10 protein-coding genes are annotated in these 14,429 nt (G+C 45.0%); 7 read left to right on the forward strand and 3 right to left on the reverse strand.

The window, feature by feature from the left end:
* Positions 1-32 precede the first annotated feature (32 nt).
* The 7 genes from C4F51_RS14100 (at position 33) to C4F51_RS14130 (ending at position 9,295) form a co-directional block, all read left to right on the forward strand.
* The gene (locus C4F51_RS14100) at positions 33-1,631 is read left to right on the forward strand and encodes an aldolase catalytic domain-containing protein (protein WP_193910859.1); all 1,599 of its coding nucleotides are present in this window, start codon (positions 33-35) and stop codon (positions 1,629-1,631) included.
* 10 nt (positions 1,632-1,641) lie between these two features.
* A complete protein-coding gene (locus C4F51_RS14105) occupies positions 1,642-2,382 on the forward strand; it encodes a 3-deoxy-manno-octulosonate cytidylyltransferase (RefSeq protein ID WP_193910861.1) in 741 nt (246 codons plus the stop codon).
* The gene (locus tag C4F51_RS14110) at positions 2,379-3,023 is read left to right on the forward strand and encodes an HAD family hydrolase (protein WP_193910863.1); all 645 of its coding nucleotides are present in this window, start codon (positions 2,379-2,381) and stop codon (positions 3,021-3,023) included. The genes C4F51_RS14105 and C4F51_RS14110 overlap by 4 nt, the downstream gene beginning before the upstream one ends.
* 33 nt (positions 3,024-3,056) lie before the next feature.
* A complete protein-coding gene (locus C4F51_RS14115) occupies positions 3,057-5,759 on the forward strand; it encodes a class I SAM-dependent methyltransferase (protein WP_193910865.1) in 2,703 nt (900 codons plus the stop codon).
* A gap of 96 nt (positions 5,760-5,855) precedes the next feature.
* The gene (locus C4F51_RS14120; protein WP_193910867.1) at positions 5,856-7,928 is read left to right on the forward strand and encodes a glycosyltransferase family 2 protein; all 2,073 of its coding nucleotides are present in this window, start codon (positions 5,856-5,858) and stop codon (positions 7,926-7,928) included.
* Complete coding sequence (locus tag C4F51_RS14125; RefSeq protein WP_193910869.1) at positions 7,925-8,797, forward strand: glycosyltransferase family 2 protein; 873 nt, start codon at positions 7,925-7,927, stop codon at positions 8,795-8,797. Before C4F51_RS14120 ends, C4F51_RS14125 begins: the two co-directional genes overlap by 4 nt.
* A gap of 33 nt (positions 8,798-8,830) precedes the next feature.
* Positions 8,831-9,295, forward strand: coding sequence for a hypothetical protein (locus C4F51_RS14130; RefSeq protein WP_193910871.1), 465 nt, complete (start codon positions 8,831-8,833; stop codon positions 9,293-9,295).
* A gap of 23 nt (positions 9,296-9,318) precedes the next feature.
* Here the strand turns inward: C4F51_RS14130 and C4F51_RS14135 are convergent, their stop codons facing one another.
* Genes C4F51_RS14135 through C4F51_RS14145 form a run of 3 tightly spaced genes read right to left on the reverse strand, consistent with a single transcriptional unit; the run spans position 9,319 to position 14,247 of the window.
* Complete coding sequence (locus C4F51_RS14135) at positions 9,319-10,290, reverse strand: glycosyltransferase family 2 protein (RefSeq protein WP_193910873.1); 972 nt, start codon at positions 10,288-10,290, stop codon at positions 9,319-9,321.
* On the reverse strand, positions 10,283-12,142 hold the full coding sequence (locus tag C4F51_RS14140; RefSeq protein ID WP_193910875.1) for a DUF2142 domain-containing protein: 1,860 nt from the start codon (positions 12,140-12,142) through the stop codon (positions 10,283-10,285). Before C4F51_RS14140 ends, C4F51_RS14135 begins: the two co-directional genes overlap by 8 nt.
* On the reverse strand, positions 12,127-14,247 hold the full coding sequence (locus C4F51_RS14145; protein WP_193910877.1) for a DUF7657 domain-containing protein: 2,121 nt from the start codon (positions 14,245-14,247) through the stop codon (positions 12,127-12,129). Before C4F51_RS14145 ends, C4F51_RS14140 begins: the two co-directional genes overlap by 16 nt.
* Between the last annotated feature and the right edge of the window lie 182 nt (positions 14,248-14,429).

Raw genomic sequence — 14,429 nt, forward strand, 5'->3', positions numbered from 1 at the left:
ATGTATACGGAACTAAATTGGAGCAAAACTAAATGTATATTTTAGACTGCACTCTTCGAGACGGGGGGTATTACAACTGTTGGAATTTTCCTCTGGATGTAACCAATAAATACCTGAACGCCATGCACGCAGCTGGTGTTAACGTTGTTGAACTGGGATTACGCTCAAAGATCAACAAAGGCTTTAACGGTGCGAACGCATACTCTACAGAAGACTATTTGCGGACGCTAACCATACCTAAAGACCTGAAAATTGCAGTGATGGTAAATGCCTCCGAGTTAGTTACCAGTGACTATCTACCCTCTGTGTTAGAAAGCTTATTTCCCGTACATGCTAAAGACTCAGCGGTATATATGGTGCGTATTGCCTGCCATGTTCATGAGTTTATTAATGCACTTCCCGCTTGTAAATGGCTAAAAGAGCGAGGTTATATAGTAGGCTTTAACTTAATGCAGGTCGCAGACCGCTCCCAAACCGAGATTGAAGCACTATCTTTTGAGGCAAGCAAATATCCCATAGATGCATTGTATTTTGCGGATAGCATGGGAAGTATGACCCCCTCCCAAACCTCCGAAATAATTGGCTGGTTACGTAAACACTGGCACGGAGCCATGGGAATTCATACCCACGACAATATGGGTCTTGCATTGTCCAATACGCTGCAAGCAATTAAGGACGGAGTTACTTGGCTCGATACTACTGTAACAGGTATGGGACGAGGCCCTGGTAATGCCCGAACCGAGGAGCTGGTTATTGAAGTAGCTGATATTCGCCAACAAAACATCAATATGGTTCCGCTAATGAGCGTTATAAGGAGTTATTTTCAACCATTAAAAAATAAATGTGGTTGGGGCTCAAACCCCTATTACTATCTTTCAGGAAAATATGGTATTCACCCGACTTACATTCAGGAAATGCTCGGCGATTCACGTTATAGCGAAGAAGATATTTTGGCTGCAATTGACCATTTAAAAGTAGAGGGTGGCAAAAAGTTCAGCTTTAATGCCTTGGATGCAACTCGCCATTTTTACCAAGGTGATGCCCATGGCAGTTGGTCGCCTAAGGATCTAATAGCTGGAAAAGATGTACTTCTTCTTGGTGCTGGTGGCGGCGTTGCTGAACATAAAACGGCTATTGAAAACTATATTAGAACGAACCAACCAGTAGTTATTGCCCTTAACACCCAATCTGCGGTTACGCAAGATTTAATCAATATACGAGTGGCGTGTCATCCGGTTCGCTTGCTTGCAGACTGCGTCGCGCATATTGCCTTGCCTCAACCTTTAGTTACACCTGCTTCAATGCTACCAGAAGATATGATTAGATCATTTAGCAAAAAAGAGCTATTAGATTTTGGTCTGACAGTGAAAGCTGATACATTTAGTTTTTCTCCGACCAAAGCGGTTGTGCCAAATTCGCTAGTGGTTAGCTATGCCTTGGCAATAGCAAGCAGTGGTCACGCCAACCAGATTCTGCTTGCAGGCTTTGATGGGTATGGTGCAGATGATCCGCGTACGAAAGAAATGCAACAGATATTTTCCTGCTATCGATCAGCAGAAAATGCACTTGCTGTAACCTCCATTACTCCAACTACCTACACTATTCCCACAATTTCCGTTTACGCACTTTGAGGACATTTACATGCGCGCAGTGGTTTTGATACCTGCTCGATTCAAATCGACCCGCTATCCAGGTAAACCATTGGTTCCCCTGCTGGGTAAACCAATGGTTCTATGGGTTGCAGAGCTTTGCGCCAGAGCGGTAGGCGTAGAAAATGTGTATGTGGCGACAGAAGATCAACGAATTGCAGATGTGGTAACGGACGCGGGTTTTAATGCAGTTATTACCACAGATACCTGCTTGACGGGCACAGATCGGCTGGCAGAGGCAGCACTCCAAGTGAAAGCTGACATTTATGTCAACGTTCAAGGTGACGAACCTTTAGTGAATCCCATTGATATTATTAAGGCAATTGATACCAAGCGTGCAAATATGAGCGCTGTAGTTAATGGATATAGCTGGATCTCGGCTAGCGAAAATCCCATCAGTGTAAATATTCCCAAGGTCATCACTACAGAAAACAACAAACTGATATACATGTCACGCCAGGCTTTGCCGGGTTTTAAAGATAAAAAATGCGCACCAGCCCGTTATAAGAAGCAAGTTTGCATATACGCCTTCACAGCGGATGAATTGGCTATGTTTGCATCTTTTGGCCGAAAAAGTGAGCTTGAATTTAGTGAAGATATAGAGATTTTACGATTCCTTGAACTGGATAAAACAGTAGAAATGTACGAAACACAGCCTGGCAGCCTAGCAGTAGATATTCCCGAGGATGTTGCGCCAGCCGAAGCCGCTCTTAGAAGACTGCACGACTTATGAAGTTAGATAAATACAAAACTATTATTTTTGATTGTGACGGCGTGTTACTCAACTCAAATAGGGTAAAAACTGAAGCCTTTTTTAAAGCTGCGTTACCTTATGGCACTATAGCAGCTCAAAAATTAGTTGATTATCATGTTGCACGAGGCGGTATTTCCCGCTATGAAAAATTCGAATGGTTTTTAAAGAATATTGTCATGGATAGCCACGGACCAGATATTGATCAGCTGCTTATGACTTATGCTAGCGAAGTTCGGGTGGGGCTATTAACATGTGATATAGCCCCGGGGCTTCAGGAGTTAAAGATGAAGACAGAAAGAGCAAACTGGCTAGTAGCTTCCGGGGGAGATCAAAACGAACTTCGCGAAGTATTTCATAAACGCAACATTAATGACCTCTTCGACCAAATATTTGGCAGTCCGGACTCTAAAGAAACCATTCTCAGCAGGGAGAAAGAGAGCGGTAATCTTAACTATCCGGCGCTGTTCATTGGGGATAGCAGATATGATCACGTTGCAGCTACGAAAGCCGGATTGGAGTTCATATTTCTATCTGGCTGGTCGGAATTCAACGAGTGGGAACATTACTGCGAGACCAACAAAATCCTTCATTTGAAGTCGATTTCTGAGTTAACAATGTAATTTTATTAGTATCCAATCATGACCGGTGAGTCCATGCCTCCAGACAACAATCAGAAAAATTTAACGAAGACGTCCAGAGCAAAGAGTTCACAAGCTATTGTCGTTAAAAAGACAGAGCCCCAAATCATAAGTGTTGATTCAGTCTTTTCACAACAATTGAAACTTCATTGGCAGTTAGGGGATTGGTCAGCGCTGGAAAGACTGTCAGATCAAAACATAGAAGCGAGAGACAACCGGGCTGAGTGTGCTGTTTATATAACAGCAGCATGCTTCCAACTTGGTTTGCTCGAAAAAGCAGCATTTTTTAAATCACTCGCTATCCAGTGGGGCGCAAGTCGAAAGGATCTAAGCCGGGTTCTTATCAGTGGAGTCTACAACAATCTTGCTCTAGCTTTCACTTTAGTGCTAGATAAACCTAATAAAGCTTTGCAACATTTTATTACGGCAGCACAGGTAGCTATGCCGGGTGTCGCGATGTCAGCAATAATAAAGGCTCGTACGGATCATCAGCTATCCCTTCTCCGCAGTCACTCATCTGTTGATGTCAAAACACTTATTCCAACGGCTTTCAGCCCAAATTATCAATCCATCATTGAACCTGAAACACTTGATGCGGAAGTTATAAGTCATCATTATTTTTTTGACAAAGCAATAAAAGTCTGGCGGCGAACCGCTCAGTATGATTTTACATACAATGATGGCGATGAAATCGAGCAACGCCTCCTGTCAGCATTGAAGCTCTGCGACGATGTGAGCGTTTTATCCAAAGAACTGCTGGCACACCAAATAGACTGGGCTAGTGAGTACCATCTTTCCTCTGATAGAGCAAATCTCTTAAGACCGTTCTCCGATATTTTCAAAAACGCAAATGTGTTGGAATTGGGTTGTGGCTGTGGAGCTATCACTCGCTATCTCGGTGAGAGTGGAGCTTCTGTAATCGCAGTTGAGGGTAGCCAGCAGAGAGCAACTATTGCAGCAGAGCGCTGTCGAGAATTAACAAATGTTTCAGTTATTCTCGATAAAATCGAACAAATTCCGTTCAGCAAACAGTTTGATGTGGTTACTCTTATTGGCGTGCTGGAGTATTCCAGAATTTATGTTGATGCAGAGGATCCTATTCAACATATTCTGGAAAAGGCTCGATCTTATTTGAAGCCTAATGGCGTGCTTATTGTCGCAATTGAGAACCAACTCGGCCTTAAGTATTTTGCTGGTGCTCCGGAAGACCATGGTGTCGGCGTGATGGCCGGAATTAATGACCTTTATCAGGCTGACACTGCAGTTACTTTTGGCAAACAGGAGCTGGAGCGACGCTTTCTGAAAGCTGGCTTCTCAAAATCAGACACCTACCTCGCATTTCCAGACTACAAACTTCCTTGTCTAATGGTACATCCCGGCGGATATAATGATCCGACAAAATTTGATTTGAGCAACCTGCTCAGTGGTACAGTATTTTATGATAGGCAGGGCATTAGCAATCCCTTGTTTTCACTTGAGAATTGTTGGCCATTGATCTACCGCAATGGTTTACTTGCAGATATGGCAAACTCACATCTTTTCCTGGTCCACAACGAGGAAGTTTTAACTACCCCTTCAAATACTTTGCTCGCCTCTTACTATTCCCCCAAGAGAGCCGGAGATACTGCTCAATCGTTGATTTTTTATAAAGATGGTAATGATATTCGTATTAAGCGAACCAACGTTAATAGGAATAGTACAGATCAGCAGCTTTCTCAGGATGAAAAATATGTATCTGGAACTCTGCATAGCCAGTTGCTCAATCGCATTGTTCAGAAACCTGGCTGGACTCTTATAGATATCAAGCGATGGCTCCAGCAATGGCTGGATGCTCTTGATAAAGTAGTAGTTACCTCTACTTCTGTCCCCCAAGGCTGGCCGTCATGTGATAAATGGCTTCCTGAACATTATATTGATGCCATACCGCGCAATTTGATCATTAGTGAAAACGGCCATGCTACATTCATCGACCTTGAGTGGACACAAAACCACATTCTTCCAATGTCACTGGTTCTGTATCGCGGCTTGGCTATTACACTAGGAACAACCACTTCGATCGCGATGCCAGCAGATCCTGAGATGATTCAACGGCAGAAAGTTCTTAATATTCTGATGGAGTACTGTGGTTACTCATTGACAGCGGAGGAGTATCGGCTATTTATTCCGTTCATGGAAAAGCTCTCCCGGAAGGCGAGTGGTATTGAAAATGAAAAGCCTTACAGCACCCAAGAGTTAGTAATTCCCCCATTTACTGTTCGAAAAACAATAGGCGTCTATCAAGATAATAGCGTTTGCTTAACTCTGTATTGGAGGGGGAAGGATGATGCAAGCTTTTGCGAGGAAAACTCCATCAAACACCTCTATAGCGCTAATGGTACACGCCAAACAATCAGTATTGGCATATCAAAGCAAGACAATACCTATTCGAGATTTAGACTGGACATTGCCGATAGGCCTGGTTGCTATAAAGTTACGAAACTTGCTTTTAGCGATTCCGACGATGTGGTTTTGTGGCAGTGGGATTTTAACTTGAGCCAGCTCACTAATATTGGTGGGCTCTCATTTTACAAATCGCAGTCAACAACTGACGATATATGCCTCATGGGTGAAGATCACGACCCCCAATTCGAGCTGGAAATACCAGAGCATGTATTGGATAAACTTACTTTTGGCAGCAATATGCTCTTAGAAGTAACTGCCTATTGTGAAAACAAATAGCACATTCATAGTTAAGCGAATATCAAATAATTCACTATAGCAATATTATCTTACAAACTGAGGACGCGGCTCATAAGGAGCTGGCGGGTAGATCAATTGTTCAAGAAAAAAGTAGATGCAAAGTGGTACTTGGCCACTAACCCCGATGTTGGCAATAGCGGCATGTCTGCAGAAGAACATTATCATTCTTTTGGAAAGGCGGAGGGACGCCGCCCCTCCCCTCCAGGATTGGTCGAGCGTCTTTGCATCCGTAGTCGCGTCATTGTAGAAGCACTTCATTTGTTGGCTAGCCAGCAAGGCGGATATCTCGCTATGGCGAGCTACCTGAATGAAACCCGAAAAACACAGGGTATGGCAGGTGTTAAGCATTTGATTTTACGTACGCATAACGAAAGTAAAATCAATAAAACTGCTATTAGCTACCAGGATTGGATTGTTCAAAATGAGCTGGGCAGCGCTGATTTTGAACAGGCAGTTGCCGAAATTCAGACGATGCGCCTGCAACCACTGATTTCAATTATTGTGCCTACTTATCAGTCAAACCTGGTGTGGTTACAAGAGGCTATTGATTCGGTTAAAAATCAGCCGTACACCAACTGGCAGCTCTGTTTTGCTGATGATGCATCCCCCAACCCTGCCGTTGCGGAGTTTTTGGCCCAACAAGCGGCGCTTGACGCACGTATAAAATTTACTGTTCGCGCTACTAACGGCCACATTTCCGACGCGTCCAATAGTGCTGTAGAGCTTGCCAGCGGTGAGTGGTTGGCGCTTTTTGACCACGATGATTTGTTGCATCCTTTTGCGCTCTATTGGGTAGTGAAAGCAATGAATACCCATCCGGATGCTGCGCTTATTTATTCCGATGAAGATAAGACTGATGAGAAGGGTAACCGGCATAGCCCTTATTTCAAGTCTGACTGGAACTATGATTTATTTTTGTCCCAAAACTGCTTTAGCCACCTGGGGCTGATTCGTAAAGACTTGTTCAACGAAATTGGTGGTTTTCGTAAAGGCTACGAAGGCTCTCAAGATCACGACCTTATATTACGTGCAGCCGAGCACGTAAACCCGGAGCAAATCGTTCACATTCCCAAGGTACTTTACCATTGGCGGGTTCACGCAGAAAGTACAGCAGGCTCGGCAAACTCGAAGCCCTATGCCGCCATTGCGGGTGAAAAAGCGATTGCAGACCACCTGGCCCGGCAGGGCGCTGACGCTGAGGTAAGCTTTGAGGGCTATGGTTACCGGGTTAAATATGCTTTACCGGTTCCATTACCGCTGGTCAGTTTGATTATTCCTACCCGCAATGGTTTAACTTTGCTTCGCCAATGCATAGAAAGTATTCAAAATAAAACCCTGTATAGTAATTATGAATTCATTATCGTTGATAATGGCTCTGATGACCTTGATGCCTTAACTTATCTAAATCGACTAAGGAGTAAACCAGGCTTTACAGTGATTCGAGATACTCGCCCGTTTAACTACAGCCAACTGAATAATTTGGCGGTTTCCAAAGCCAAGGGAGAGTTGGTAGCGCTAATTAATAACGATATTGAAGTTATTAGCCCCGAATGGCTAGGTGAGATGGTTGTTCAAGCTCTGCGCCCCGGTGTCGGGGTAGTCGGCGCTAAGCTGCTGTATCCGGATAACCGCCTTCAACATGGTGGGGTCATCCTGGGGATTGGTGGCGTAGCTAACCATTCACATTTATTTATTAATAGGAATGACCACGGCTACTTCGCAAGAGCCAGTGTTGTACAGCGGTATTCAGCGGTAACAGCAGCCTGTCTGGTAGTTCGTAAGTCAATCTATGACGAAGTTAATGGGCTTGACGAGAAGAATCTTGTGGTTGCCTTTAACGATGTGGACTTTTGCATCCGCGTGGGCAAACAGGGCTACCGGAATATCTGGACACCTTATGCCCTGTTGTATCATCATGAGTCAGCCACTCGCGGCCACGATATTGCGCCAGAAAAGTATGCGCGCTTTGTGGGCGAGGTGAATTACATGATGGACACATGGAAAAAAGAATTGTTAAGCGATCCTTATTACAACCCCAATTTGAATCTGGACTTTCCGGACTTCACCTTGCACAAAACCCCCAGAATGGATAAATGGGCGTTAACCATCCCGCTTGCGGACGAAGCTGAACCTCGGGATAGCGTGTGATTATTGTTGCTGTTGTTGTAACTTTTAACCCGGATGCAGATATCCTCACGTCGTTGATCGATACTCTGCATCCGCAAGTTGACCATGTTCTGGTTATTGATAATGCGTCCGACGCTCCCATCAACCTGCCCCCGCTCAACAAAGTTTCTCTGGTAGCGAATGCGGTTAATAAAGGCTTGGGATATGCTTACAATATAGGCAGGGAGCAGGCCAAAGCGTTCGGCGCATCACACCTGCTGCTGTTCGATCAGGATAGTTGCCCGGCACCCGATATGGTCAGCCAGCTGAAGCAAGCCTTTCTTAATACGGTCGATGGCTCTGTTGCGGCTGTCGGGCCACGTTATAGTGATGTTAAAGGGCAATATACTTCCCCTTTTGTTGTGCTTTCAGGCATCAGCTTAAAACGCGTAGACTGTGCAGACGGTGAATTGGTTGACGTTGATCACCTGATATCTTCCGGTTGCCTGATTGCGCTGGAAGCATGGGAAGATGTAGGAGTATTTGAAGAACAGTTGTTTATTGATTATGTGGATACCGAATGGTGCTGGCGGGCTCGCCGCAAAGGTTATCGCTTGCTGGGGGTTGGATCTGCACGAATGGTGCATAACCTGGGCGATGACGAGTTTATAGCCTTTGGCAAACCCCGTGTTTTGCACGCGCCCTTCAGACTGTATTACCAAATGCGAAACCGCTGCTGGATGATTCTCCAGCCAGGGGTTGGCTGGCGTTGGCGGGTGATGGATACCTTACGCAGCATTAAGATTTTTCTTGCCATTGCACTATTTTCACCCAATCGATGGCAACGGGTAAAATATATGAGCAAAGGAATTGTGGATGGCCTCTGCGCAAAGATGGGTCGGGCGGGTTAATAATACCGATATCAATTTCTTAACAGGTTATTTATGAATTTTGCATCATTCTGTAAACGCTCACTGCTGCTTGTTCCTGCTCTGCTGCTGGTGGCATGCTCGAAACCCGACCAAAGCGCCGAGCTTAAGTCCTACCCGGTTTATGGTGTGTGCACTATTGATTCGCCAGCCAGAGACGCCGTAATTGATGGAAAAACAGATTTCAATCTGGGTGGCTGGGCTTTTAATAAGCAGGATAGCAGCGTTCCGGGCGCGGTAATTGTGTATTTTGTGAATGAAGAGACAACCGAGTTAACTACACGCACCGCAACACGCGCTCCCCGCGAAGACGTTGCGGCAGCTTTTGGACAGGAAGGTGTGCTGAATAGCGGTTTCAACGCTGTGGTAGCACAAAACAGCCTGAAACCTGGAACATACCGCATTGAGTTAATACAGGTGAGTAACCGCGATGGCAGTTTCCGTTGCGATGGCGATGTTCACCGCATCACCGTACAGTAATCCGCTGTGAATAAAACGCCGTGCTAGACACGGCGTTTGTGTATTACCCGGCGAGGAACATTTTCAATATCGTAAGACAAAAATGAAAGTAACAACTGCACACCAATAACAATAGGTAGCACTGCCAACATCACCGTACCCGTAGGCGTCGTTACACCCTTGCTCGAAAAATCAACCCAGTTCCACACGCCGTAAATCAACCCGAAAACAAGCAAAGGAACTGCAAGAAGCAGCTCCAGGGATGCAACTGACATATCCCTTAAGTAGTAATTATAAAAAATTCGTTTGCAGGTATTTTTTATATTTTTCTTTGTAAACTCTCCCACAATTTTGGAAATTTTCAGATTACTTTCTTCATCGCCATAGGATGCGTCCATGGCGATATCAATAACTTTTGCACGCACTGTATTGAGACGGAATAACATATCTGACTCAAAAAAATACCGCTCGCTAATTTTTGCAAAAGGCAGTTTTTTCAAAACATCAACATGCACAGCCGTGTAGCCATTGGTAGGATCAAAAACATCCCAATAACCGGAAGATATTTTGTTCATTAAGGAGAGAATGGCATTGCCGAACAAGCGGATCTTCGGCATTTGGCTGATTTCTTCGAGGTTATAGAACCGATTGCCTTTGGTGTAGTCGGCCTCGCCAGCAAGGATTGGGTGCACAAAGTCCGGCATGAGTGCCGGATCCATTTGTCCGTCGCCATCCACTTTCACCACAACGTGCATACCGTCTTCAATCGCTGCGCGGTAACCGGCCATGACTGCACCACCTACCCCTTTATTTTTTTCGTTGTAGATAACTCGCAGACGCGGGTCCTGAATCTTGCTTTCAATGAATTTCCCGGAAGACTCGGGGCAGCAGTCATCTACTGCGTAGATACGCTCCACCCACTCAGGCATGGCTGCAATTACGCCACCGATGTGTTGAGTCACCTTGTAACAAGGTATAACGACCGCAACACCAGCGCCAATTAATCCATTATTCATGATGCTCTACTCCACATTGGTAACCGCTATTACCGGAAGAATGAATTCTGTGAGAACCAAACTCGGGATCTTCGGTATAGAGACAAAAATCTTTCATTATATTGACAAGATCAGCGGTGCTATCAAACCGTATTTTCAATTCGAAACCCGAAGAAATATAGGCTTCATTATTAAATGCGGCAGCCACATCTGGCCTGAGAATATTTTTATACATAACAGGAATGGAGTCGGGCAGGTTTGAGAAAAATTGTTTGCTACCACTGGAGAAAAAGCCCCATCCGACCAGGGTTACTTCATTATCTTTAATGGTCAGATTATCAATGTGACCTTCGTGACTCCCGGGAAAGTCGGAATGACGCGCTTCCAATATGCTTCCTTGAAAAGAAAAACCGTTCTTTTCATTCGATTGTGCACGGTAAATTTCTGCTACGTTGGAATCTATATAGTATCTTTCAAGGAGCACATTGGGCAGCTTTACAAGGGTGATAGAAACTATAACCAACAAGAGTGAAATACCAACAATTTTGACTGGCTGTGTAAGTTGATTAATACCCTGAGTTAAAGCAAAAGATAACAACAGCGCCGACGACCACAAATAACGCCCTTGCACGCCCTCAATAACTTCAGCCGGGTGCGGTGTCCATGTGACCAACATGAGTAGAAAAACCATTAATGCAGAGGAAATTGCCACCAGCGCAAGAGTTGCACGTTGCTGCCACTCTTGAGTTAAACGCTTGATACTCACAGAGATCAACAACAACGCCGCAAGCGTAGCGCCTATCCACTTTATATTCTGATCCCCTATCGTAATCTCCAACCACCCCATAATGCCAACAAAACTGAAGCCATAAAAATGCTGCAGAGAAGAGTCGTGAATACTGGCCCAGACAATGTTCAGGAAGCTGAAAGGATATGAAAGATAATAAAAAAACAGAGTTGATGTTGAGGCACCAAGGGCTACGCGATTATCCACAGTAGACAGCAACGCATAAAGAACCCACAACAGCACCACGATTGTTGCCGCCGCAAACCCTGCCCATAACCACCGACAGCGATAGCGCCATGCCAGTATGAGAGGCATCAATAACATGGGTATCAGGTTAATTCTGCTTGTCAGTAATATGACCAGCCCAACCATAAATACAATGTATTGGTTTCTATCGCTGCTGGACATGCCTCTCATCAAACGGATAAAAATTGAACCACATAGCACTAAAAGAGCGATTGCCACCCCGTCCTGGCTGGTTGAGATTCCCTGGAAGAGCACCGGCGGCATGCATAGCAAGCCCAGGGTAAGAAGGCTGGGCGACGCCAGACTGAATGCATACCAGAGCATCACCAAAATACTCAGCGATGCCATAAAACGGGCAAGGTGGTAAGAGTGATGAATACTGAGATCAAGCAGTTGCCCCAACTTCAGGCCGATACTTTGTGGTAAATAAACCAGTGGGAAATAGTAATTTACCCCTGGCGCGATGACGAAGGTTTCATTACCCGACCAGTGTAATTGCCTGGCTTCATTCACCATGGCTTTGTTTACTTTTTCGTGCTCCTTGCCGGTTAAGCGGGAGTGAACCAGCATGTAATTAAATAAGGACTGATCAATATAACCTCCCGTTGAACTATTTTCAGGGCTCACCATTGCGATTCGCCCCTGCGCCAGGAGATAGGCGCGTTTTAAATGATCCGGTTCATCCGGTGATTGAAAAGGAGGGATGAGCGACGAAAAAAATGCAGTAATGATGAAAAATAAAAGAGCAATCAATACATTGCTCTTTGAACTGAAAAAATTGTTCAATAAAAAAACAGGTTTCATAAATAGATGACGCATATAAATCAGTGGTTCCCACATTGGTAAGCCGGTGCGCTTTGGGTCGGTAGCAAGCGATGGCGACCAAAAGCCGGGTCATCACTGTACAAACATAAACTTGAGAGCGGCAGCTTTTCAGAGCTGTGAATAAACAGGCGGAAACCTGATAAATTTAGCCGCGGGTCGCCTTTAGCCTCCGCAACGTCGGGTCGCTCTACCCGCTCTATACGTGCTTTAATGGATTTTTTTTGATTGCTCAGAAGTTGCACACTCTCTTCAGAAAACATTCCCCAGCCACGTACTTCAAGCCAGCCGTTTTCTTCTATCACCTGATCAATAAAGCCATCATGCTTCAGATCGCTGGCTTCCATACCCGCACTTTCAATAGCGATGATTGTTGCAGGACCAACCACCACTTTCGGCAAGCGAATAACATCGAAACCTGATGTCCAGGGTTCACTCACATCCGCAACTTGAATATGAGCATAGCGATTGAAAATATGTCTGAACCGGTTGTCCGACATTTCAGGGAATAACGCCCTGAAAAAGGGCGACTTTGGCATCATCAGCACATGCGATATGGAAGGCAACCCCAACCCTTGCAAAATAGCACCAGGATAGCCGCCAACAGCCACCCATCCCTTGGGATGAGTTTGCCCAAGTTCTTTAAGGTTATTCAGCGCCGGTGATTGTTTTAAAGAAAAGATTGGCTTGGCAGATTGCCCGGGATTGAAAGTGCCCCAGTAAATGAGATTGATCAATAAGGCTGTGACCAGTAATACCAGCAATTTCTTTGTGTGATCACCCGCTAACTGTTGACCAGCCAGTACCGCCACAGCGATGAGGATAAGCGGAGCAATCAATTCCCACGCTGATTTTTCTCCAATAGGTTGGCCATGTAATACACAGGCTGCACTATAAATACCAACTGAAACTATTAAAAAGACAAGGGCTCTTACCAGTGTGAATCGAATATCGCAGACCATCAATGCGTAAATTGCCAGGAAATTTACGGTTAAACCTAATGCCCACATCATGCGTATTCCGGGCACACGGTCGAGCAGTGTTAAACGAGCCAACCATTCCGGACTGGACACCAGCATCCACAGTGACATAGCAATGATTGTGAATATAAACATTGCTATCACGGTTTTTTGAGTCCTTACAAGGGATCGATAATTACCGAAAACTACCGCCATAAGTGGTAGCAAGCTTGTGACAGCTCCCACCTCGCAGATATTCAAAATCCAGGCTTCGTTGTTGGAGTGATTGATATAAGGAATAAAGGCCGACAACCATAACAACCAGGAAGCATCCCCGCCAAGCGAAAGCCGCTGTCCAGGATAAACAGTTTGCGACATGATCGCGATAGGGTCTTCCAGATAAAGATAAACCACTACCAACGCCGCAATGCCGCCCACACCGAGCCCGACAATAGTTTTAATATTTAACAATTTGCGGTTAAAGGCCAGCAGCAACAATAAGGCGAAATAAGCGGTTGAAATGACGATAGGCGGATAGGTATGAGACAACAACCAGGCGGCAGAGATATAAAAAAAGACGACTATTTTTTTTAAGGATATGGTTTCACACCAGAACACGGCGAGTAACAACCAGGGTGTGAGCGCAATTATTGGCCCAAGTGTTGTCCACCATACCTGTGTAAAACCACTAAAAAAAAGAACAAGGGAAAATATTCCCGCAACATAGCCGGTTTTTGTCTCCGGAAGTATTTTTTCGGTGAGCTGCTTCCAACCAAGGATAAAAGCAACCATGATTAAAGCGTGATGCATGGAGAATGCATAAGCTTCATTCATAATCAAAAAGGGCCATAACAGCGGCTTGAAAAACAGCCCCCAATCTTTAATGGGCAAGGCGCTGAAGCCGCGAAAGTCTTCGTGATAGATTGAATTCAGGTTATGTCTGGCAAAATCATTGTTAACAACCGCTTGGAAATAGGGTGTCCAGACCGCCCATTCATCAGAACGAATGGCTTTGGCGGAACCCCACCACAAGCCTTCCCCGTTATGACCGAACATATCAAGGACCAGACCGTATGACGAAGGGGTGAGACAAAAAGCGACGTAAACAATAAAAAAGGCCAGAACGGCCAGATTGAATTTATCCAGATATTGGCGTGACAACACAAAGCATCCCCTGATATATGCCCCCGGTATGGTTTTTTTGTGAAAAACGCCCGGGAATCTCCTGATAATACAGGGACATATAGTAACGAAAGAATGAAATGATGCCCACTTTATAATGGTCAGAGCCAGAGCCAGACTACGGTTTCGCAACACAGGCCACAAAGCTGATCAAAATTCACTCA

This window comes from Cellvibrio polysaccharolyticus (genome assembly GCF_015182315.1).
GTDB lineage: Bacteria > Pseudomonadota > Gammaproteobacteria > Pseudomonadales > Cellvibrionaceae > Cellvibrio > Cellvibrio polysaccharolyticus.